Genomic DNA, 20,189 nt, shown 5'->3' with positions numbered 1-20,189 from the left:
GCTATTGAACGCTCTTCCAGCCTACTGTGCTCCGGTTCTCAGATGGTCGAGCAGCGCCCTCAGCCCGAGCGAGTAGCTCGCCGGACCGAAGCCCGCGATCTGCCCGATCGCAGCGGCGGCCGTCACCGAGACATGCCGGAACGCTTCCCGCTGGTGGATGTTCGACAGATGGATCTCCACCGCCGGCACCGGCACCGAGCCCAGCGCGTCCCGCAGCGCATAGCTGTAGTGGGTGAGCGCGCCGGGATTGAGGAGGATGCCGTCGGCCGATCCGTGCGCCTCGTGGATCCAATCGATCAGCACGCCTTCGTGGTTGGACTGACGGAACTCGAGCTCCGCGCCCTCGGACTCGGCGATGCCGCGCAGCATCGATTCAATGTCCAGCAAGGTCGCCGAGCCATAGATGCCCGGCTCCCGAACGCCAAGCCGATTGAGGTTCGGGCCATTCAATACGAGAATTCGGACCATCCCGCGCCTCCCATGCCCAGAGGTTGAAAAAAGGGCTACTTGCCATTCTACCACAACCTCGCAGCCGTTGAGAAGGCCTCAGTCCTCCTTGCGAGGCTCCCGGGAAGCCTCGTCGGTGAATTCGAACGCGATGGAATAGCCGATGAACAGGCCCCAGACGATGGACAGGCTGATTTCGGTGAAAATGGTGTTCCAGCCGATCCGCGTGACGGGATCCGTCATGCCGACCAGCGGGCCGAAGGCGAGGAACAGCAGCGTCCACCAGAGCAGGCCGTAGACCAGACCCGCCCACGGACCGCGGAAGCGCCCGAGCAGCAGCTTGTATAGATAGGCGGCGAAGATCGAGAACGCGATGAACGACGCGATTCCGAGCGCATGTCCCCATCCGGTGACGAGGAACGAGCGGCGGAAGAACGGGTCGACGAGGAAGGCCGGAAGCACGGTCGTGAATTTGAACGTGTACAGCAGCCAGCGGATCGTCCCCCAGAACAGCCCTGCCCAAAAGCCGAGCGAGGCGCAGTAGGCCCACGGATTCGTGACCCGGCGGCCGGAGCGGCGGGTTGACGGCCTGGCTTCGCGGGAAGCGGCGGATGCGCTCATGCGGATGATTCCCCCTTGTTGACTTTTTTCCCAGGTAGTATGCGCCATTCCCTCCAGGATTACAGCGGCCGCAAGCGCGTTCGTGCTCTGGCAATGGCTGGTGCCATCAAGTACAATAGAGGCATGACAACGAGGCGGCTGACGCAGCCGCCCGAGACCCAGAGGAAGGTGAGCTTCGTTGCCAGAACCAACTACATCCATCTACGGCGGACAAGCCGTGGTCGAAGGCGTCATGTTCGGCGGTCGCAACGTCAACGTCACCGCCGTCCGGCGCAAGAACGACGAGATCGCCTACTATGAAGTGCCAGCCAGCCGCAAGAAGCCTTGGTACCAGCCGCTCAAGAAAGTGCCGTTCGTGCGCGGCGTCATCGGCATCCTGGAATCGAGCGCGAGAGGCTCGCAGCATTTGAACTTCTCGTTGGAAGCCTACGCCGAGGACAACGAGGAGAAGGACGAGGCCTCCGCTGCCGATGGGGCCAAGCCCGAGCCCGAAAAGAAGGAAGGCTGGAGCCTGGCCATGGTGTTCGGCGTCGCCGTAGCCGGCGTCATCAGCTTCATCGTCGGCAAGGTCGTGTTCACGGCGGTGCCGGCGATCGTCGAGGACCTGCTTTTCCAAGGCCGGTTCGGGAACATCGTCATCCACAACCTGCTTGAGGGAGCGATCAAGATCCTGTTCCTGCTCGCCTACCTGTATCTGCTCTCGCTCACGCCCATGATCAAGCGGCTGTTCCAGTACCACGGCGCCGAGCACAAGGTCATCACCGCCTACGAGCACGGGGACGAGCTCACCGTCGAGAACGTGCAGCGCCGGACGCGGCTCCACTACCGCTGCGGCAGCAGCTTCATCATTTTCTCCGTGCTCGTCGGCGTCATCGTCTATTCTTTCTTCACTTGGGATACGCTATGGGAGCGGGTCTACATCCGGCTGCTGCTGCTCCCGGTCGTGCTCGGCGTCTCCTATGAAGTGCTCCGGTTCACCAACTCGCTGCGCGACGTGCCGGTGCTCCGCTATCTCGGCTATCCCGGCCTGTGGCTGCAGCTGCTGACGACCAAGGAGCCGACCGACGATCAGGTAGCGGTCTCGATCGCTTCCTTCAAGCGGATGCGCGAGCTCGAGCAGGAAGTGAACGCTCCGCAGCCGGCAGGCGCGGCCGTATAATACCCATCCAATTGCGAAAGGCGGGATGAACGTGAAGCGTAGAACAGCGACGATCTGGATGGCCGTGCTGGCCTTTTTGGCCCTCGTCGGCCTCGTTCAAATGGTGTTGAGCCGCAATTTCACCGCCCTGCTGCCCCTCGTCGTGCTGGCGCTGATCTTCGGACTGTACCGCATGAGCCCAGCGGGCCGGGCAGGCCGAGCCGCCCGCCCGCGCGTGAAGCCCGGCCGAGCGGCTTCCGCTCCTTCCGCAGGAAGGCCTCGCCAGGCATCGACGGCCAAGCCGCGCTCGCGCAAAGCTTCTCCGTTCCGCGTCATCGAAGGCGGCAAGGACGAAGACGGCATGCCCAAGTATCACTGATATCACTGATACGGAAGCTCGAAGATCAAAAAAAGAAGCGCCCCCTGGGGCGCTTCTTTTTTTGATGAGGGTGCGGAGACGGCCTCCACGCAGCCGTTCCATCCGCTCTTGCCGCTTCCGAAAGTTGACGCGGCGTTCCATAGGGCCTTAGCGCCTGCCGCGCTCAGCTTTCCGCTTCGAGCTCGCCGCGCAGCGCGCGCAGCGAGTCGAGCCGGGCACGGTCCCGGCAAAAATATTCGACGAGCGTCTCGATGCAGGTGATCGAGTCCCAGCTTAGATGATGCTCGATTCCTTCGACGTCGCGATAGATGTTCTCCTCCTGCACGCCGATCAGCTCCAGGAACTCCTCGAGCAGGTGATGCCGCTCGACGAGGCGCTTGCCCATTTTTTTGCCTTTGCTGGTCAATACGAGTCCCCGATATTTCTCATAGATGAGATATTGGTCCTTGTCCAGCTTCTGGATCATTTTGGTGACGGACGACGGATGGACCTCCAGCCCCTCCGCGATGTCGGAGACGCGGGCGTATCCCTTCTCCTCGATCAGCTTGTAGATCCGTTCCAAATAATCCTCCATGCTCGGTGTAGGCATGCGAACCCCCCTAACCGGCCGTACACCTGCGCAGGGTGACTGCCTTGCTCCTTAGTATCATACAACGTAAGGATTCGCCCCCGCAACTTGGCTCCCTCCTGAATGTACCGGATTGCCCGTGCCTCGAGGCGGCTAAACTAAGCTTGATTTCCCCTGCTCAACCCCATATCCGATCGAGGAGGCCGCCGCCCTTGAGCACTACGATGGAAAGACCTCGCGCCAAGCTCGAATCGTTCGTTCCGGAGCTCGTCTACTTCGAGCCGGATGCGCTGAGCTATCCGAAAGGCAAGCGGATCCATGAGTGGGCAGTCAAGCAAGGATTGCCCGTCCGCATGACGACCTCGCACAACCGCATCACCGATCTGCCCGGCGAATCCGAGCTGGAGAAATACCGGATCGCCAAGCGCACCCTTGTCGTCGGGTTGCGCAAGACGCTGAAGTTCGACACGTCGAAGCCATCGGCCGAGTATGCCATTCCGATCGCCACCGGCTGCATGGCGCATTGCCATTATTGCTACCTGCAGACGACGCTTGGCGCCAAGCCCTACGTGCGCGTCTACGTGAACACGGACGAGATCATGGATGCGGCGCGGGGCTACATCGCGGAGCGGGCTCCGCAGGTGACCCGCTTCGAAGCGGCGTGCACCTCCGATCCGGTCGGTCTCGAGCCGATCAGCGGCTCGCTCGCCGAGCTGATCGAGTTCATGGCGGATCAAGAGCTTGGACGGCTGCGCTTCGTCACCAAGTTCCATCATGTCGACTCGCTGCTGGGGCTGCGCCACAACGGCCATACGAGGATCCGCTTCAGCGTGAATGCCCGGTATGTCATCAAGAACTTCGAGCCGGCGACCTCGAGCTTCGAGCAGCGGATCGAGGCCGCCGGCAAGGTCGCGCGCGCCGGATACCCGATCGGCTTCCTCGTCGCGCCGATCATCTGGCATGACGGCTGGGAGGAGGGCTATGCCGAGCTGCTCGACAATCTGGCCAAGGCGCTGCCCTCCGGCCTGCCCGACCTGACGTTCGAGCTGATCCAGCACCGGTTCACAAAAACCGCGAAGAACACGATCGAAAAGCGCTACCCGAAAACGAAGCTTGAAATGGACATCGAGAAGCGCAAGTACAAATGGGGCCGCTGGGGACAAGGCAAGTACGTCTATCCCGATGAACAGGCCGATGCGCTCCGGATGTTCATCTCGGAGCGCATCTTTGACCGCTTCCCTCAGGCGACGATCGATTACTTCACCTGATGGAGTCTTGTGCTAGAACTTGAGCCAGTCCGGCGTGATGCTGTTGAGATAGACCGTAATGACGTACATGCGGTCGGTGAACAGCAGCACCCCCATGACCAGCATCAGGCCTCCGCCGATCTTCATCATCAGAGAGGAATACTTGAGGATCCAGCGCGCGGAGCCGATGAAGAACGCCAGCAGGAAAAACGGAATGGCGAACCCGAGCGCATAAGCGGTCGTCAGGCTGAACCAGGTGCCGGGATCGGACGCGGCGAGCGCCAGGATGCCCGCCAGGATCGGACCGATGCACGGCGACCACCCCGCCGAGAAGCCGATGCCGAAGATGAACGAGCCGAAATACCCCGAACCGCGCTTGACCGGCAGCTTGAAATCGCGCATGAGTGCCCGCGGCTGGAACAAGCCGAGCAGGAACAGTCCCATCAGCATGATGAGGATCGCCGACAGCATGCGGATCAGATCCTGATAGTCGGAGAACAGCTCCGCGAACTTGTTCGTGCTGTAGCCGAGCGTGTAGTAGACGACCGAGAAGCCGAGGATGAAGAACAGCGTGTGGCTCATCGTCCGCCGCCGTACTTCCGCTCCCGGCTTTTCGCTTTTCAGATCGGCGACCGAGATGCCCGTAATATAGGATAGATAGGAAGGATAGAGTGGCAGGCAGCACGGCGAGATGAACGAAGCGATCCCGCCGATGAACGCCAGGCCGATATTGATGCTGGACATGGCTCGGACGATTCCCCTTTCGGTGATGCGAATGAAAGCCGTGCCTTGCTTCCGGTCCTACTTGACGACCGCGCCGTTCGGCATCGAATCAGGTACGGTCGCCAGCGTCAGCTGGTCGCCTTGGGAGGCGGCCAGAATCATGCCGCGCGACAGCTCTCCTCTCAGCTTGACGGGCTTGAGGTTGGTCACGCAGATGACCTTGCGTCCGACAAGCTCCTCCGGCTTGTAGAACTTGGCGATGCCGGAGACGACCTGGCGCTGCTCGAAGCCGAGATCGAGCTGCAGCTTGAGCAGCTTGTCGGCCTTCGGCACCGGCTCGGCGGCGATGACCTGCGCCACGCGAAGCTCCACCTTGGCGAAGTCGTCGATGCCGATCTCCTCCTTGAGCTCCGGATCTGCCTCCTGCTCGGCCGATGCGGGCAGCGCGGCCGCCGTCGCCCCGGTCTCGGCCGCCGGCGCTTCGGCCGGCTTGGAGCCGCCGGAAATCGCGCTCACGATGTAGGCGATCTCCTCCTCGGCATCGAGGCGAGGGAACAGCGGACTGCCCTTGGCGACGCGCGTGCCGCCCGGCAGGGAGCCGAACTCGCGCGCGCTCTCCCATGCGGCGAGCGGGCCTTCCTCAACGCCGAGCTGGGCGCGGATCTCCCTCGGCGCGCGGGTCATGAACGGCGTCAGCAGCACGGAGACGATGCGCAGCGACTCGGCCAGATGATGCATCGAGGAGGCAAGCTCCGCGCGGCGCGCCTCGTCTTTGGCGAGCACCCATGGCTGGGTCTCGTCGATGTACTTGTTCGTGCGGCTCACGAGCTGCCAGATCGCCGACAGCGCCACGGAGAACTGCATGTTCTCCATCGCCTCCTCGACGGCGGCGACGGAATCGGAAGCCTGCTTTTCCAGGGCTTCGTCAAACGGCATGACCTTGCCGGCGTAGGCCGGAATCTCGCCGCCGAAGTACTTGTCGATCATCGCGACGGTCCGGTTCAGCAGGTTGCCGAGATCGTTGGCGAGATCGAAGTTCAGCCGCTCGACGAAGCCTTCCGGCGTGAACGTGCCGTCCGAGCCGAACGGCACCTCGCGCAGCAGGAAGTAGCGGAGCGCGTCCAGCCTGTAGCGGTCGAGCAGCACGACCGGATCGATGACGTTGCCTTTGGACTTGGACATCTTGCCTTCCTTGACGAGCCACCAGCCGTGGCCGAACACCTTCTTGGGCAGCGGCAGGTCAAGCGCCATCAGCATGATCGGCCAATAGATCGTATGGAAGCGCACGATCTCCTTGCCGACGAGATGCACGTCCGCCGGCCAGAACTTGCGGTAGGCGGACTCGTCGTCCGAGCCGTAGCCGAGCGCGGTGATGTAGTTGGACAGCGCGTCGATCCAGACGTAGATGACATGCTCCGGATCGTTCGGCACCGGGATGCCCCAGTCGAACGTCGTGCGCGATACGGCCAGGTCTTCCAGGCCCGGCTTGATGAAGTTGTTGATCATCTCGTTCTTGCGCGATTCCGGCTGGATGAAGTCCGGATGCTCCTCGTAGTAGCGCAGCAGCCGGTCGGCGTACTTGCTCATGCGGAAGAAGTAGCTCTCCTCCTTGACGAGCTCCACGGCACGGCCGCAGTCGGGACAGTTGCCGCCCGCGAGCTGGCGCTCCGTGAAGAACGACTCGCACGGCGTGCAATACCAGCCCTCGTACGTCCCCTTGTAGATGTCGCCTTGGTCCAGCAGCTGCTTGAAGATCTTCTGCGCGGACAGCTTGTGGCGCCCCTCCGTCGTGCGGATGAAGTCGTCGTGGCTGATCTCCAGCTTGGCCCACAGCTTCTGGATCTCGGAAACGTTGCGGTCGAGGAACTGGATCGGCGTGAGGCCCTCCTCCTTGGCGGAGCGCTCGATCTTCTGCCCGTGCTCGTCGGTGCCGGTCAGGTACCAGACGTCGTAGCCGCGCGCGCGCTTGTAGCGCGCCATCGCGTCGCCGGCCAGCGTGCAGTAGGCGTGGCCGATATGCAGCTTGCCGCTCGGATAGTAGATCGGAGTGGTGATATAGAACGATTTGGTCTCGCTGGACATGGGAATCCCTCCGGATTGTCGTTTGAAAAAAACAAAAAGCCCCCGTCCGCCATGGGACGAGAGCGGGAGCGCTTCGTGGTACCACCCAAATTCCCTTCGCCGCGGGGCCGCCGGATGCCGGCTGCGGGGAAGGCTTCGTGCGCCGCCTCCGAGCCGGAGACGGCGTAAGCCGGTAACGTCGGCCTGACGTCTGCGCCTGACGCGTCCGCCATGAAGGCGAAGCGATCGGAGCGGATTCCTCCGGGGCCATCTTCATCCCGATCCTCCGGCCGGCTTGCACCGTCGAGCCCGGCTCTCTGAGAGCGGAGGATGCGGAACTACTCTTCCCATCATTGGAAATGCGACTATGGTACGGTAATGATACCGAATGGCGCGCAGGCCTGTCAAGGAAGCTACGGCACCGGATCGAAGCCTCCCGGGTGGAACGGATGGCAGCGCAGGATGCGCCTCGCCGCCAGCCAGGAGCCCTTGCCCGCGCCATGCTTCTCGATCGCCTCCAGCGCGTAGGCCGAGCAGGTCGGATAAAAGCGGCAGGTCGGCGGCTTGAGCGGCGAGATGACCTTGCGATAGACATGGACCGGCGCCTGAACGACGCGCTTCATCCCCACTCTGCTTCTCCCCCTCCCCTTGCGTGTCTTCTCTTCCTATCTATTGTGCCGCAGCGGACATCTGTTTGCAACTTGACCGACTGGCGCGATATCGAAGCTTCAATGTCCGATTCGCGCACTATGAAGACGGTTTCTACTATGATAACTTGGATTCATGTCGTATTCTCATAGTCTTGCCCATCTGGAGAGGAGAACGTGAAACCCGATGAAAATCCGTCTAGCCAAGCTCAGCTACTGGCATGTGCATGCCTGGGAATATACCGGCTACGCCCAGGAGCATCCCGATACGGAGATCGTTGCCGTGTGGGACGAAATTCCATCCCGAGGAGAAGAAGCCGCGGCTAAGCTCGGCGTGCCTTTCCAAGCCGACCTCGACGCGCTGCTTGCCTCTTCCGACATCGACGGCGTCATCGTCGACGCGCCGACGACGATGCACCGCGACATCATGGTCAAAGCCGCCGAGGCCGGCAAGCATATCTTCACCGAAAAAGTCGTCGCGCCGACGACGGCGGAGCTGAACGAGATCCTCGCCGCCGTGCGCAAGGCGGGCGTGAAGCTGACCGTCTCGCTGCCCCGTCTGAACGAACCTTCGACGGCGGCGATCCGCGACGCGCTCCAACGCGGCCTGCTCGGCCGTCTCACCGAGATCCGGGTGCGGCTCGCCCATGACGGCTCGCTCGCGAACTGGCTGCCGGAGCATTTTTATGCGCCGGAGGAGACTGCCGGAGGCGCGCTGATCGACCTCGGCTGCCATCCGATGTATCTGACCCGCCTGTTCGCAGGCTCGATGCCCGAGAGCGTCTCGGCCGTCTACGGTCATGTGACCGGCCGCCGGGTCGAGGACAACGCGGTCGCCCTGCTGGCCTGGCCGGACGGCGCGGTCGGCGTCGTCGAAGCCGGCTTCGCGAGCCGCCATTCGCCGTTCCAGATCGAGCTGTTCGGGACGGAAGGCTCGCTCCTGTTCGGCACGCCGGACGAGCGGCTGCTCGTCCGCAGCACGAAGCTCGAAGGCGACGGCTGGAGCGAGCTTCCGCTGCCGGAGCGCCTGCCGAACGCGTTCAGCCAGTGGGTCGCGCATATCCAGAACGGCACGGAAGCCGAGGAGAATATCGCGCTGGCCGCTGATTTGACGCGGCTCATGGACGCAGCGAACCGTTCGGCGGCCGAAGGACGCCGCGTCGCGATCGCCGAGCTGCCCGCCCTGAGATGAGGACGCTGGCCAAGCCGTATGCCGTCATGCTGGAAAAGCAGGACAGCCTCGACCGGCTGGAGCTGAGCTTCCGCTGGGGCGGGTACCGGCTGCGCGTGCTTCATTTCCATCTCGCATCGTTTCCGGATCATCATCTCATCCGCTTCCACAAGCACTCCGAGTACGAGTTCCATTTCATCGCCGGCGGCAGCGGTGTGCTGGCGCTGGAGGACGGCGAGCATGGCTTCGCCGAAGGCATGTTCTACCTGACTGGTCCGGGAGTCGCCCATCAGCAGCTCGCCGGGCCCGGCGGCGGCATGCAGGAGCTGTGCCTGCATATCGACATCCTGCCGGCGGAGAGCTCCGCGCCCGAGGGCGAGGAGCCTTGGGAGGCGGAGGAAGCCCGCAACTGCGTCGAGGCGCTCGACCGGCTCGGAGCGGCGCCGATGGCGGATCGCTGCAAGGCGATGCCCTGGTTCCTCGCGGCCTACCAGGCCGTCGCCGAAGGCGCTCCGGGCTGGGCGACGACGATCAAGCAGGCCGTCATCCAGATCCTGCTCCGCGCTTCCCGCGCCGCGCTCGACAGCCAGCCCGCCGTGCGGCAGCCCGAACGGGACATGGCCAGCTACCGCTATCAGCGGGTGACGCAGTTCATCCGCGACAACTACGCGCGCCCGATCACGCTCAAGGAAGTCGCCGAGCGCATCCATGTCAGCAGCCGCCAGCTGCAGCGCATCATGAAGGAGCAGGGCGGCACCTCGTTCAGCGAGTACGTCGAGCGCTGCCGGCTGGAGCGGGTCTGCGCTTCGCTTGCCGAGGAGAGCGTTTCGATCGAGCGAATCGCGGCCGACACCGGATTTCAAAGCGGCAATTACCTGCATTACGTGTTCCGCCGCCGCTTCGGCATGACGCCGAGCCGCTACCGCGAGCATTCCCGCAGCCATCCCGGCTGGCGGCATTTCCATGAGGAGGCGAAGATTTCGACATGAACACGAACCTCATCCGCGTCGGCATCATCGGCAGCGGCGGCATCGCCGGCATGCATGCGGCCGCCTACAAGACCATTCCCGGCGTGGAGATCGCAGCGGTGGCCGACGCCATTCCCGGCAAGGCCGCCGAATTCGTCGAGCGCCACGGCCTGAGCGGCACGCTGGCTTACGACGATTACCGCGAGCTGCTGCAGCTCGATCTCGACGGCGTCAGCATCTGCACGCCGAACTCGGCCCATCGCCAGCCGACCGTCGACTCCCTGCAGGCGGGCAAGCATGTGCTGCTGGAGAAGCCGATGTCGGTCACTCTCGACGAGGGCCTCGATATGGTCCGGGCTTCGCGACGTAGCGGCCGCATGCTGACGATCGGCTTTCAGCCGCGCTACGACCCCAACATGAAGCTGATCCAGGACATCGTCCGTTCCGGCAAGCTCGGCAAGGTGTATTACGTCGAGACCGGCGGAGGACGCCGCCGCGGCATGCCGGGCGGCACGTTCATCCGCAAAGAGCTGGCCGGCGCCGGCGCGATGGCGGACATCGGCTGCTATTCGCTCGACCTGGCGCTGAATGCCCTCGACTATCCGAAGCCGCTGACCGTTTCGGCAAGCACGTTCAACCATTTCGGCCGCAACCCGATCTATCATCCGGAGGCGGACCGCTTCGACGTCGAGGACTTCGGCACGGCGCTCATCCGCTTCGAGGGCGATTTGACGCTGCATTTCAAGATCAGCTGGGCGATGCACCTCGACTCGCTCGGCACGACCAACTTCCTCGGCACGGATGCGGGACTCAAGATCACGCCGTTCGGCCAGGGCAACTGGTCCGGCGTCTGGGACGGCAAGGTCGGCAGCATTCAGATGTTCCATGACTTCATGGGCGGCCAGACGATGACGCAGGTGCCGCTCGTCGAGCATGCGATCGACCTGTTCCGCGAAAAGGTCCGCGACTTCGTCGACGCGATCCGGGAAGGACGCGGAGCGCCGATTCCCGGCGAGCAGATCCTCATCCAGCAGGCGATCATCGACGGCGTGCTCCGCTCGGCCGAGCAGCGTGCCGAGGTAAGCGTCTCCGTGCCGGACTTCGCCGGCGGCCCGGCCGAGGAGCAAGGCTGACGGGGCTGCTAGCCGGAGCCGAATCGTGACCGCGTTGGCGTCGTCGGTACGGAACCGATCGGCACGGCGGGGGCTGCAACCGCATGGCTTCGCGTGGCGAGAAGCTGCAACCGAAAGGCTGGACCCTTAGTTCTTCACGTGGCGAGAAGCTGCAACCGAAAGGCTGGACCGCAGTTCTTCGCGTGGCGAGGAGCTGCAACCGAAAGGCTGGACCGCAGTTCTTCGCGTGGCGAGGAGCTGCAAATGAAAGGCTGGACCCGCAGTTCTTCGCGTGGCGGTGACTCGTTCCGATCTCCCTGGAGTCCAGATTCCTTTGATGCCAATCCCCGACAGGGGTGGAATCCGGCCTCCAAGGGAACCGCTGACGCTTCTCCACGAGTTCCCCGCCCCGCTTCGCTTCGGGTTCCATCCAGTTGCTGCGCTTCGCGGCAGATGCGGTGCCAGCAAGATGGACCTCTTCGCGGGCCGCTTCGGTGAACAAAGCTTTTTGCAGTCGGGCTAAGGAGCCGAAGGCTTGCAGAGCAGTTATCAACCCAATTGAAAAGAGACGGGTCTACGCTCCCTAGGCGTAAACCCGTCTCTTTTTGTTAGGAACGTCCATGCTTTCTTCTGGCCCCGCAACTCCCTCGCTCTGACTCCCCATACTACGCCACTCCTCGCTCTCACGTCCGCGCACTAGAGTTACTCGGGCTATCGTTGCAATTCCTCACTGTGACGCCCACACACTAGAGTTACTCGGTTTTTCCGCGCAACTCCCTCTCTCTCACGCCCACACACCAGAGTTACTCGGTTTTTCCGTGCATTTCCTCTCACTCTGACGTCCGCGCACCAGAGTTACTCGGTTTTTCCGCGCAGCTTCCTTTCTCTCACGCCCACACCCAGAGTTACTCGGTTTTTCCGCCCAATTCCCGCTCTCTCACTGTCCTCCCACCAGAGTTACTCGGTTTTTCCGCGCAACTCCCTCTTTCTCACGCCCACACACCAGAGTTACTCGGTTTTTCCGCCTAACTCCCCTCACTCTGACGCCCACACACTAGAGATACTCGGTTTTTCCGCGCAACTCCCTTCACTCTGACGCCCACACACCAGAGTTACTCGGTTTTTCCGCGCAGCTTCCTTTCTCTCACGCCACACACCAGGTTACTCGGTTTTTCCGCCCAATTCCCGCTCTCTCACGTCCTTCCACCAGAGTACTCGGTTTTTCCGCGCAACTCCCTCTTTCTCACGCCCACACACCAGAGTTACTCGGTTTTTCCGCGCAACTCCCCTCACTCTGACGTCCTCACTCTAGAGTTACTCGGTTTTTCCGCGCAACTGTATGTTCGGCTGACCTTTTTCGAGCTAGTATTTATGCCATGAGAGTCGAGACGGCGGCTCTGATTCTATCTCTCCGTCGAGATTAAGATGCTGGAGAGAAAGCATGCCTGCCGTCTCCCCGTTATACGGGAGACGGTCCACCCCTTTAAATAAAAAAGGGGATGGAGAAGGGCAGCGACAAGGCGAAGCGGAGCGAGCCGATGCCTTTCGAAGAAGCGGCAGCGGTCCTCTTGGAAGACGGATGGCCTCCGCATAGGAGGTCGGGAAATCGGGGCATCCGGCTTCCAGTGGAATCGGAGAAAGGCTCGGCTCGCGCAGCGATAGCTTGTCCCGCAGCCTTGCGTCTCCGGCTCGGCTCGCGCAGCGATTGCTTGTCCCACAGCCTTGCTTCTCCGGCTCGGCTCACATAGCGATTGCTTGTCCCGCAGGCTTGCATCTCCGGCTCGGCTGGCGCAGCCATTGCTTGTCCCGCAGCCTTGCGTCTCCGCTAGGCTCGCGCAAAGCAAAAAGCCTGCGTCCAAGGTCAACCGACCTTGAAGCACAGGCTCTTTCGTCATCATGCGCGCCAACCGAAAGACGGCTAGCTCTTCTCCGTCGGCAGAGACTGGAAGATCATCGTGATCGGCAGGTTGCTGCCGGACGCGATCAAGTACGTCAAGTTCAGCGTCTCGCGGTAGTTGCCCGAGCGGTAGAGCACCATCGCCTCGTCCTGCGAGCGCAGCCAGCCGCTGCGCGGCACCGGCACGAGGCTGCCGTTGACGATGAAGGCGCCCGTATACAGGCCGCCGCGCGGATTGAGCGCGACAAGCGTGCGCGGAGCGAGCTGGATGTTCATCTTGTACAGCACGCCGAAATTGCCGCGGTTGAGCTGGAGCGAGCCGTCCGTGTTGTCGTAGCCGTCCAGATACGGATCCAGCTTGTTGTCGCCGAGCACGATGCGCTCCGCCTTGGCGCCGAGCATGCCCGGGATGTCGATCTCCCGCGTCGCGTTGTTGAACGAGCCGCGCGTATGCTTGCCGTCGGCCGGCATCAGCTGGATGCGGCTCAGCTCCTTGATCGGATCCTTGCCGTCCTTGACGACGACGACGCGGAAGCGCAGCGTCTGGTCCGACGTGACGTCCGCATACGCCGAGTAGATCAGGTTCGGCTTGATGAGCGTCGAGATGTCTGTCAGCACCTTGACCGACTGGCCCGGCTTGACGGTCGTGTACTTGACCGCCGGAGGGGTCAGCAGCGAATCGAGATAGCGGACGGTCGACATCTTGCCGGTGTTGTCCTCGTACTGGTCCGGTCCGCCCGCTCCGAAGTTCTTGACGCCGAACGTCGCCGTCCGGTAGCCCTCATTCGTCGCGATCAGGTACATGCGCACCGGAGAGCCGGTCATGTTCTTGTTGTGGAACAGCAGCCGGATGTCGCCCTGGAACTGGTCGTCGTAAGCGATGCCCTCGGTCGTCCACAGCTCCGGGCTGTTGCTGCGGATCATCTTGGACGGCTCGGAGTGGAAATCGTACGACAGCGTCGGGATGCTCAGCACCGACTTGCCGTCGACCGGGAACATGTCGCCGATCGCGGTGAACAGCTTGCCGTACTCCTCTCGCGTGTAGAGCACTTCGTCCGAGATCCGGATCGTCTTCGTCACGCTGGAGGCATAGCCTTCCTCGTCGGTCACCTCAAGCGTGATCGTCTTCTCGCCAGGCTCGAAGTACACGTCCTGCTTGCCGATCCAGTATTCCTTGAGATTCTTCGTGCTGTCGTCCGTGCTGAGGTTCGCATACTCGATGCGCTCGCCCTGGCGATAGACGTCCTTGTCGGTGCGGAAGTCCGCCACCGGAGGCTGGTTCGGCGCATGCACCTCGATCGTCAGCGAGTACGGATCGCTCCAGGCGCCGGTCGCGTCCTGGACGGTGCGGGTGATCGTATAGGTCCCCGGATCAAGGAACATCTCCTGCCGGCCGGTCCATTCCTCGTTGACGAGCGGGGCTCCGTCCGGCGAGCTGAAGCGGTCGATGTACGTGACCGGCTCGCCCGTATAAATTTTGGCCGGCGCGATGCTGAACGCGGCGCTCGGCTTGGCCTCCCAGGCGAGCGTCACGTTGACGCCGGCGGCCGAGACGCGGCTTCCTGTCGCGAGCGCCCACGTGCGGATCGGCACCATCATCGAGCCGTTCAGCGAAAAGGCGGCCGCCTGACCGGTCAGGCTCTGTCCGTTCGCGTTCACGATCTTCGTGTTCATGCGGAACCGGATTTCGCCGGACGGCGTCCGGGCGACGGACTCCTTCGTCTTGGCGTCGTAAGAGACGGCATAGCCGTAACGGGCCGCCATCGAGGCGAACGAGGCGTAGGACACGCCGTTTTTGATCGTCAGCGGCTGAGCGCCGATATGGAGCGTGCCGTTCAGCACCATCTTCTTGCTGTTCTTGGTGAGGACGAGCACGTTGGACGCGGCGCGCGCGGCAGCGGGGTCCGCAGAGGCTCCGCCCAGCAGCGGAACGAGAATGAGAGTAACGACGAGCAGCCACTTGATCGGTTTCATGCTTCGACTCCTTTGTTGTCGGACGGCACCGGATGCCGTGCCTTCCCTATGTCGATAGCATAAACGCCTTTGCCGCCCGAAAGTTGCGAACGGCTCGGGAACCGTCACCAATTCGCCATCAAATCGCCTTCGATCGCTATCCGTTCACCCGCATATTCGTCAGGAAAGAGGCGGAAGCCGCGACGAACAGCCCAGCCGCCACGCATGCCGTCAGCAGCCTGCGCCGCCTCAGCAGGCGCAGCCTGTCCGGAGCGTCCCCGCGACGGAGCGCGTCGGCATAGGCGCGATGCATGAACATCGTCCAGATCAGCAGGGCGACGAACGCCAGATTAAAAAAGAACCAAAGAACTTGCCACATCAGTCCATGACCTCGATTCGATTGAAATAAAAGGAGGAGCCTGCCCGGCGCGCGGGAGGCTCCATCAGCGAAAGGCTAGACGTACCATAGATCAAGCAGCACATAAAAGACGACGGCGCTGACGACGCTGCCAGCGAAGTACAGCCCACCGTTGCGGCGTTGCTGCTGGAACATCTTGAGCACGCCGAGGCTGAGCAGGGAAAAAATAAGCAGAATGAAAACGGCTCCGAGCACGAACAATCCCGCCGGAACGTTGCTGACATCTACGGCTGTCACCTACGACACTCCCTTATGTAAAAAAATCTCCTTCTAGCATCATAAAGGAAGCGTTTGCCGAACGCAACCCGCTTTGCGAGCCTTTCCGCGAAGCGGATCGCTTTCCTCGGAGCGGGCAGGAGCGCGAGCTCACTCCTGCCCCTCTTCGACCGAAATGTCGATGTAGCGGCTCGCCGGCTTCTTTTTCATCCGGATGCGCAGCATGCCTCCCTTGAGCACCGCCCGCGTCGAACGCGGCAGGATCGGCGACGGGAGCTTCAGCACCTGCGGCTTGCGGCCGGGCAGCCCTTCGAGCTTGAGACGCTCCTCCTTGGCCATCACGCGCAGCGTATCCCAATCCGGATCGCCGTTCATCGGCAGCTTGAGCACGAGGTAATCGCGGCTTTCGCTCCACTGGGCTTCAATGGAGGAAATCGCCGCCTGGAACTCCTTCTCCCGCCCTTCCGGATCCGCCGCCGCCGAATCCTGAAGGCCCGACAACCCTGCGCTCGGGTTGCCGCTCATCGCGCTTTCCATCATGCCCTTGACGAATCGGGCCACCCATTCCGGATCCTTCATCATCTCAAATCCTCTCGGGAGCTGCTGCCTGGACAGCCAGTCCTGCAGCCGCTCGAATTTCTCGCCCACGGGCATCCGCCTCCTTCCTGCCTACGCTATGCGGCAGGACGCCGTGCCGTGACAGCTTTCGATGGGACGGCCCGGGTTTTGGAACATTTGGGCGAATGCCGCATATAGTGGGGGTATAGGCGGCAGCCCGGGCGAGGCTGCGGCTCGCCTATCTTTCCGATTCGAGGTGAATCCCATGCCAGCAGCGGTAGGCTTCGTCAACATCGTCAGCATCGGCTCCAGCGGCGTCGTGCAATTCGGGGATACCGTGCAGATTTCTCCTTCGAGCACGTCCAAGACCTACGCCGGCTCCGGCTCGTTCCTTACCGGCGGCCTCACCAATGCCAACAACGGCTTGAGCGCGACGAACACGCTCGATCCGGACCTGCAGGACAACTCGCAAAATGAAGTCGCGTCCGGAGCGAACATCATATGAACCTGACCGTGCATCAATCGATCACGATCCATCAGCTGCGGGTCGACAGCGTCGCCAACAGCTCGGTGCTGCAGATCGGCAGCGCAGGCTCGATCCGTCCGGTCTCGCAGCTGTACAACTCGGGCGGCTTCGACAAGCCGGCCGAAGCGCTCACCGCCGCGGAAGAAGGCGCCAACGCGCTCAACTTCGTTCCTCTCCCCAATCCAAGCTGATTCCTCAAGGAGGTGCAGGCCCGGATAGAACCAAAGGACACTTCCGCCTCCGGCGGGTCTCCCCGCAGCGAAGCGCCCGACGCTCCTCCGAATCGCTCCTTCCTGAACTCTCCTCTGCTCGGCATGCTGACCGGAACGGGCGGCATGAACGGCCTCGGAGGTGGAATCATGCCCAAGCTGCTCGGCAAAAGCATGGCATGGCCTGGGCTGGGCGGCGCCTTTCCCGGCATGATGGGAGCCGGCGCTCCCGGCGCCGCCTGGCCCCCCTACGGGATCGGCTCGCATGCCTCCGGCCCCTGGCCGGCCTATCCGGGAGCGGCCGCCCCCGGCCCGGCATGGGGCCTTCAGCCGGGGGCCGGGCCAGGCCAGAGCGCATTCGCCGGATGGCCTGCGGCGCCCCCGTTCTCGCCGTCTCCGGGAGCCGGCCCGTTCGGCGCTCCCGGCTTTCCCCCGCCAGCGGCCGCTCCGCCCGGTTTCGTGCCGGGCAGCGCCGCTGCGCCTGTTTTTCCGCCGCTGTCCCAATCTGCTGCTCCGGGACTGGTCATCGGCCCGGACATCACTGCGGCTACGCCTGCCTCGCCCGCCATCTCGGGGAGCAATACGTTCAATATTCCCGGAGCGGTCGTCTTTTCCGGACCGGGCGGCACGACGGCCATGCCGGGCGAGTGGCCCATGGGAGCGCCGCCAGCCGGAGGAGCCGGCGGCTTCGTCCCGCCGGCTCTCGCTGCGGGAGGTATCGCTGGGCCGGGACAGCCGCCGCCCGCCGGTCCTTTTCCGCTCGGCGCCGGTTCCCCTGCCGGCCAGCCGCCAGGAGCTTGGCCGGCCGGCTCCGGCATTCCCGGGCTTGATCCGAGCGCGCTCGGCGGCTTCAACGAAGAGTCGATCCCCAAGGCGATCGCGGCCGTCGATCCGTACTGGGTGCAAAAGTGGCAGCATTACGAGGGCTGGCCTTTTACGGCGCCGCCCTTTCCGTTCGTGCCCGACCAGACACCGGATAGCGCCGCCGAGGCCGCTGCAGCCGACTTCCCTTGCGCCGGCAACCTGCTCGATCCGGCCTGCTTGCAGCGCTGCCTGCAGGCGCTGGCCGCCGGGTGGTCCGTCCAGCAGCAGCTGAACGGGCAGCTGGCCGCTTCGATCCAGCAGCTGGCCGGAAGGCTGCAGGAGCTCGAGTCGAAGCCCTCTTATACGATCGAAAAGCTGGAGTACAACTTCGACCAGCTGAAGGTGGAGCAGCTCGACGGCACGCTCAACATCGGCATGACCGCGCCGTCCGAGTCGCAAATGCAGGAGTTCGGCCAAATGTCGCTGCCTCCGCAGGTGAACGGAGGGGCGAAGGTGTACCCGCTGCCGATCCCGCAGTCCGCCGCTCCCGGCATCGCCCAGCAGCTGGCCGCCAATGCGGCCAAAGCCGGCGCCGGGACCGGAATCGCGACGACGCCGGCCGGCAGCTCCGCCGCGTCCGTGCCTGGCGGCGCGGGAGCTGCCGGATCGCAGCAGTCGCCCGCGCCGCCGAGCTTCGGCAACGCACCCGGCACCGGACTCGCTCCGAATCTGGTCGGCAGCCAGGCGCCCGGCGCCGCGCCGCCTCCGGCGCCCGGCCAGACGCTGGCGCCGGGCGCGGCCGCGCCGCCCGGCTTCTCGGGTCCTCCCGCAGCCCCGAACGCCGGAGCGTCGGGAACGACGGGCGTGGCGCCTCCTGGAGCCGCGGTTCCGCCTGGCGTCATCCCCGGTTCCCCGGGATTCGGCGCGCCCGGCGCGCCCGGCGCGCCAGGCGGCCTCCAGCCGGGGCCGGGCGCCTTCACCGCGCCCGCGCTCAACAACTTTGCCGGGCAGCCGCCGACCGGCAGCGCGGCCGTCCCGCCGGCCGGCGCCGGCCAGGTCCCGCCGTCCGCCGCCTTGCCCGGCTTCACCGATGTCCGGGGCGCCGTCCACCACTGGCTGAGCGAGACGGCGCACGGCATGCTGGAGGAGGCGGCCCGCCTCCACCGGCTGGAGCTCGATCCCTCCCATCGGCAGATGGTCATCGAGGACGTGCGGCGGCAGCTCCCCGACCGCATCCGCCTGTATCTGAACGAGGAGCTTGCCTCGCGCAGCGCCATGCAGGCCGCGAGCGGCGAGCCGCTGCGGAAGGAGCAGCTCCAGCGCACGGTCCAGCGCACGGTCCGCGATGCCCAGACCGCACTCGAGCAGTATGTCATCCAGCTGGCGCGCATGGCGCCGCAGCGCAGAAAGGATTGATTCGACTTGGCGATGAACGTGAGCATCACGAACCATGTGCTGTCGGTCGGCTCGCTTGAATTGACCGGGGTCGCCGCCGCCTCCATGCTGCAGATCGGCGATACGGATTCCATCACGCTGTATTCCATCTTCGACACGCCGCCGGAGGCCGTCATCATCGGCCCGTTCGCCCCGCTGCCGGAGCCGCAAGCCGCCGCACCCGAAGCCGGAGTCATCCAAAGCGAAGGCGGCCAGGCGGTCGTGCCGATCGCCGGCACCGGCGAAGCGGTCCAGCCCGAAGTCACGCCTGGAGGGCCGATTCCGTTCGGCGAGAACAGCTTTCTGAATCCGACCGGTCCGGTCAACGTGGTCGGCGGATGATCGATTCCGACGCTTCGATCCGCACGTCGTACATCGGCTCCGCCGAGCTCATCAGCATCGGCCTCGCCTCGGTCATCCAGTTCGGCGACACCGGCAGCGTCAACGCCCGCGTCACCGGACTGGCGGTCCAGCGGCAGCTCGACCATCGGGCCGGCGGCGAGGTGGACTTCGCCGGCTATTCCTTGTTCGTCAAGCCGTTCAACCTCGTCGAGGAGGAATCCGCCGAGGCGGCGGACGTCCGTACGATCCGCTCCAACCCTTGCCCGGCCATCCAGGTCGGCTGCGTGAACGTGATCGCCTACAGCTCCGCCTCCGTTCTGCTCGGGGGCAACGCCGTCGAGGTCAATCTCGAGTCGAGGCTCAAGCATTTCCGGCAGTTCGCCTACGCTCTCACGGCCAGCACGGAGCCTACGCCCGAGGCGGCCGCGCTTATCCAATCGACCGAGACGTCCGGCGCCTGAAGGCGTCCATCCCGTCTCAAGCTCCCTCCGCATCGGGACATCTGCCGGGGTCGCTCTGCCCGCCCGCCGCATAAAGTGATGGTGTGAAGTCCGGCAACCCGCATGGCAGGCCGTTCGCGGACTTCGCGTCATTTCATCAACCATGGGAGGAATCGCGATGGGTTATGCGGTTGAAGGCGTTGGAGCAGGTTACGGAGCTTACGGTTGCGGCGGTCTCGGCACGACAACGGGCGTCATCCTCGTCCTTTTCATCCTGCTGGTCATCATCACCCGCGCCTTTTTCATCTAA

At 63.8% G+C, this 20,189-nt stretch carries 22 protein-coding genes; 12 read left to right on the top strand and 10 right to left on the bottom strand.

Features of this window, described 5'->3' with window-relative positions:
* Positions 1-21: 21 nt before the first annotated feature.
* Positions 22-468: a type II 3-dehydroquinate dehydratase gene (gene aroQ, locus HGI30_RS09565; protein ID WP_168907353.1), complete on the bottom strand. Its 447-nt coding sequence runs from the start codon at positions 466-468 to the stop codon at positions 22-24.
* Between the two features lie 78 nt (positions 469-546).
* On the bottom strand, positions 547-1,068 hold the full coding sequence (locus HGI30_RS09560) for a YqhR family membrane protein (RefSeq protein WP_168907352.1): 522 nt from the start codon (positions 1,066-1,068) through the stop codon (positions 547-549).
* A 178-nt stretch (positions 1,069-1,246) separates the two neighbouring features.
* Here HGI30_RS09560 and HGI30_RS09555 point away from each other — a divergent pair, with 178 nt between their 5' ends.
* The gene (locus tag HGI30_RS09555) at positions 1,247-2,227 is read left to right on the top strand and encodes a DUF1385 domain-containing protein (RefSeq protein WP_168907351.1); all 981 of its coding nucleotides are present in this window, start codon (positions 1,247-1,249) and stop codon (positions 2,225-2,227) included.
* A gap of 31 nt (positions 2,228-2,258) precedes the next feature.
* Positions 2,259-2,585, top strand: a complete 327-nt coding sequence (locus tag HGI30_RS09550) for a hypothetical protein (protein WP_168907350.1) — start codon at positions 2,259-2,261, stop codon at positions 2,583-2,585.
* A gap of 163 nt (positions 2,586-2,748) precedes the next feature.
* Here the strand turns inward: HGI30_RS09550 and mntR are convergent, their stop codons facing one another.
* Positions 2,749-3,174: a transcriptional regulator MntR gene (gene mntR, locus HGI30_RS09545; RefSeq protein ID WP_168907349.1), complete on the bottom strand. Its 426-nt coding sequence runs from the start codon at positions 3,172-3,174 to the stop codon at positions 2,749-2,751.
* Positions 3,175-3,377: 203 nt separating this feature from the next.
* On the opposite strand from mntR, the gene splB reads away from it, so the two are divergent.
* Positions 3,378-4,421 (top strand): spore photoproduct lyase, encoded by a 1,044-nt coding sequence (gene splB / locus HGI30_RS09540; RefSeq protein WP_168909809.1) that lies wholly within the window; start codon positions 3,378-3,380, stop codon positions 4,419-4,421.
* 12 nt (positions 4,422-4,433) lie between these two features.
* Here the strand turns inward: splB and HGI30_RS09535 are convergent, their stop codons facing one another.
* The 3 genes from HGI30_RS09535 to yidD all read right to left on the bottom strand — a co-directional run bounded on the left by HGI30_RS09535 (position 4,434) and on the right by yidD (position 7,807).
* Entirely contained in the window at positions 4,434-5,144 is a 711-nt protein-coding gene (locus HGI30_RS09535; protein ID WP_168907348.1) for a cytochrome c biogenesis CcdA family protein, read from the bottom strand.
* 57 nt (positions 5,145-5,201) lie between these two features.
* Positions 5,202-7,205 (bottom strand): methionine--tRNA ligase, encoded by a 2,004-nt coding sequence (gene metG / locus HGI30_RS09530; protein WP_168907347.1) that lies wholly within the window; start codon positions 7,203-7,205, stop codon positions 5,202-5,204.
* 392 nt (positions 7,206-7,597) lie between these two features.
* A complete protein-coding gene (gene yidD, locus HGI30_RS09525) occupies positions 7,598-7,807 on the bottom strand; it encodes a membrane protein insertion efficiency factor YidD (RefSeq protein ID WP_168909808.1) in 210 nt (69 codons plus the stop codon).
* A 211-nt stretch (positions 7,808-8,018) separates the two neighbouring features.
* Between yidD and HGI30_RS09520 the strand changes: the two genes are divergently transcribed.
* Genes HGI30_RS09520 through HGI30_RS09510 form a run of 3 tightly spaced genes read left to right on the top strand, consistent with a single transcriptional unit; the run spans position 8,019 to position 11,103 of the window.
* Entirely contained in the window at positions 8,019-9,023 is a 1,005-nt protein-coding gene (locus tag HGI30_RS09520) for a Gfo/Idh/MocA family protein (RefSeq protein ID WP_168907346.1), read from the top strand.
* Positions 9,020-9,991 (top strand): helix-turn-helix domain-containing protein, encoded by a 972-nt coding sequence (locus HGI30_RS09515; protein WP_168907345.1) that lies wholly within the window; start codon positions 9,020-9,022, stop codon positions 9,989-9,991. Before HGI30_RS09520 ends, HGI30_RS09515 begins: the two co-directional genes overlap by 4 nt.
* Positions 9,988-11,103, top strand: coding sequence for a Gfo/Idh/MocA family protein (locus HGI30_RS09510; protein ID WP_168907344.1), 1,116 nt, complete (start codon positions 9,988-9,990; stop codon positions 11,101-11,103). Before HGI30_RS09515 ends, HGI30_RS09510 begins: the two co-directional genes overlap by 4 nt.
* Before the next feature lie 1,897 nt (positions 11,104-13,000).
* Here the strand turns inward: HGI30_RS09510 and HGI30_RS09505 are convergent.
* The 4 genes from HGI30_RS09505 to HGI30_RS09490 form a co-directional block, all read right to left on the bottom strand.
* Positions 13,001-14,953 (bottom strand): stalk domain-containing protein, encoded by a 1,953-nt coding sequence (locus HGI30_RS09505; protein WP_168907343.1) that lies wholly within the window; start codon positions 14,951-14,953, stop codon positions 13,001-13,003.
* Between the two features lie 136 nt (positions 14,954-15,089).
* Positions 15,090-15,311, bottom strand: a complete 222-nt coding sequence (locus tag HGI30_RS09500; RefSeq protein ID WP_168907342.1) for a hypothetical protein — start codon at positions 15,309-15,311, stop codon at positions 15,090-15,092.
* Positions 15,312-15,386: 75 nt separating this feature from the next.
* Positions 15,387-15,587 carry a hypothetical protein gene (locus HGI30_RS09495; RefSeq protein ID WP_168907341.1) on the bottom strand — a complete coding sequence of 67 codons (201 nt, stop codon included), beginning with the start codon at positions 15,585-15,587 and terminating at the stop codon, positions 15,387-15,389.
* 129 nt (positions 15,588-15,716) lie between these two features.
* Positions 15,717-16,214, bottom strand: a complete 498-nt coding sequence (locus tag HGI30_RS09490; protein ID WP_168907340.1) for an Hsp20/alpha crystallin family protein — start codon at positions 16,212-16,214, stop codon at positions 15,717-15,719.
* 175 nt (positions 16,215-16,389) lie between these two features.
* On the opposite strand from HGI30_RS09490, the gene HGI30_RS09485 reads away from it, so the two are divergent.
* The 6 genes from HGI30_RS09485 to HGI30_RS09460 all read left to right on the top strand — a co-directional run bounded on the left by HGI30_RS09485 (position 16,390) and on the right by HGI30_RS09460 (position 20,189).
* Positions 16,390-16,629 carry a spore germination protein gene (locus tag HGI30_RS09485; RefSeq protein WP_168907339.1) on the top strand — a complete coding sequence of 80 codons (240 nt, stop codon included), beginning with the start codon at positions 16,390-16,392 and terminating at the stop codon, positions 16,627-16,629.
* On the top strand, positions 16,626-16,841 hold the full coding sequence (locus tag HGI30_RS09480) for a spore germination protein GerPB (RefSeq protein WP_168907338.1): 216 nt from the start codon (positions 16,626-16,628) through the stop codon (positions 16,839-16,841). The genes HGI30_RS09485 and HGI30_RS09480 overlap by 4 nt, the downstream gene beginning before the upstream one ends.
* A gap of 168 nt (positions 16,842-17,009) precedes the next feature.
* Positions 17,010-19,079 (top strand): spore germination protein GerPC, encoded by a 2,070-nt coding sequence (gene gerPC, locus HGI30_RS23635; RefSeq protein ID WP_168907337.1) that lies wholly within the window; start codon positions 17,010-17,012, stop codon positions 19,077-19,079.
* Positions 19,080-19,085: 6 nt separating this feature from the next.
* The gene (locus tag HGI30_RS23560; protein ID WP_328805262.1) at positions 19,086-19,439 is read left to right on the top strand and encodes a hypothetical protein; all 354 of its coding nucleotides are present in this window, start codon (positions 19,086-19,088) and stop codon (positions 19,437-19,439) included.
* Positions 19,436-19,900 carry a spore germination protein GerPE gene (locus HGI30_RS09465; protein ID WP_168907336.1) on the top strand — a complete coding sequence of 155 codons (465 nt, stop codon included), beginning with the start codon at positions 19,436-19,438 and terminating at the stop codon, positions 19,898-19,900. Before HGI30_RS23560 ends, HGI30_RS09465 begins: the two co-directional genes overlap by 4 nt.
* A 157-nt stretch (positions 19,901-20,057) precedes the next feature.
* On the top strand, positions 20,058-20,189 hold the full coding sequence (locus HGI30_RS09460; protein WP_168907335.1) for a sporulation protein YjcZ: 132 nt from the start codon (positions 20,058-20,060) through the stop codon (positions 20,187-20,189).

The organism is Paenibacillus albicereus (genome assembly GCF_012676905.1).
Lineage (GTDB): Bacteria > Bacillota > Bacilli > Paenibacillales > Paenibacillaceae > Paenibacillus_O > Paenibacillus_O albicereus.
The sequence above is the reverse complement of the archived record's forward strand: the minus strand, read 5'-3'. Positions and strand labels throughout refer to the sequence as shown.

Excerpts from the sequence above, each read along its gene's own strand:
- HGI30_RS09560 (WP_168907352.1), bottom strand. The coding sequence starts at position 1,068 with ATGAGCGCATCCGCCGCTTCCCGCGAAGCCAGGCCGTCAACCCGCCGC.
- HGI30_RS09460 (WP_168907335.1), top strand. The coding sequence starts at position 20,058 with ATGGGTTATGCGGTTGAAGGCGTTGGAGCAGGTTACGGAGCTTACGGT.
- aroQ (WP_168907353.1), bottom strand. The coding sequence starts at position 468 with ATGGTCCGAATTCTCGTATTGAATGGCCCGAACCTCAATCGGCTTGGC.
- yidD (WP_168909808.1), bottom strand. The coding sequence starts at position 7,807 with ATGAAGCGCGTCGTTCAGGCGCCGGTCCATGTCTATCGCAAGGTCATC.
- HGI30_RS09500 (WP_168907342.1), bottom strand. The coding sequence starts at position 15,311 with ATGTGGCAAGTTCTTTGGTTCTTTTTTAATCTGGCGTTCGTCGCCCTG.
- metG (WP_168907347.1), bottom strand. The coding sequence starts at position 7,205 with ATGTCCAGCGAGACCAAATCGTTCTATATCACCACTCCGATCTACTAT.
- splB (WP_168909809.1), top strand. The coding sequence starts at position 3,378 with ATGGAAAGACCTCGCGCCAAGCTCGAATCGTTCGTTCCGGAGCTCGTC.
- HGI30_RS09535 (WP_168907348.1), bottom strand. The coding sequence starts at position 5,144 with ATGTCCAGCATCAATATCGGCCTGGCGTTCATCGGCGGGATCGCTTCG.
- mntR (WP_168907349.1), bottom strand. The coding sequence starts at position 3,174 with ATGCCTACACCGAGCATGGAGGATTATTTGGAACGGATCTACAAGCTG.
- HGI30_RS09485 (WP_168907339.1), top strand. The coding sequence starts at position 16,390 with ATGCCAGCAGCGGTAGGCTTCGTCAACATCGTCAGCATCGGCTCCAGC.
- HGI30_RS09465 (WP_168907336.1), top strand. The coding sequence starts at position 19,436 with ATGATCGATTCCGACGCTTCGATCCGCACGTCGTACATCGGCTCCGCC.
- HGI30_RS09505 (WP_168907343.1), bottom strand. The coding sequence starts at position 14,953 with ATGAAACCGATCAAGTGGCTGCTCGTCGTTACTCTCATTCTCGTTCCG.
- HGI30_RS09515 (WP_168907345.1), top strand. The coding sequence starts at position 9,020 with ATGAGGACGCTGGCCAAGCCGTATGCCGTCATGCTGGAAAAGCAGGAC.
- gerPC (WP_168907337.1), top strand. The coding sequence starts at position 17,010 with ATGCCCAAGCTGCTCGGCAAAAGCATGGCATGGCCTGGGCTGGGCGGC.
- HGI30_RS09520 (WP_168907346.1), top strand. The coding sequence starts at position 8,019 with ATGAAAATCCGTCTAGCCAAGCTCAGCTACTGGCATGTGCATGCCTGG.
- HGI30_RS09480 (WP_168907338.1), top strand. The coding sequence starts at position 16,626 with ATGAACCTGACCGTGCATCAATCGATCACGATCCATCAGCTGCGGGTC.
- HGI30_RS09510 (WP_168907344.1), top strand. The coding sequence starts at position 9,988 with ATGAACACGAACCTCATCCGCGTCGGCATCATCGGCAGCGGCGGCATC.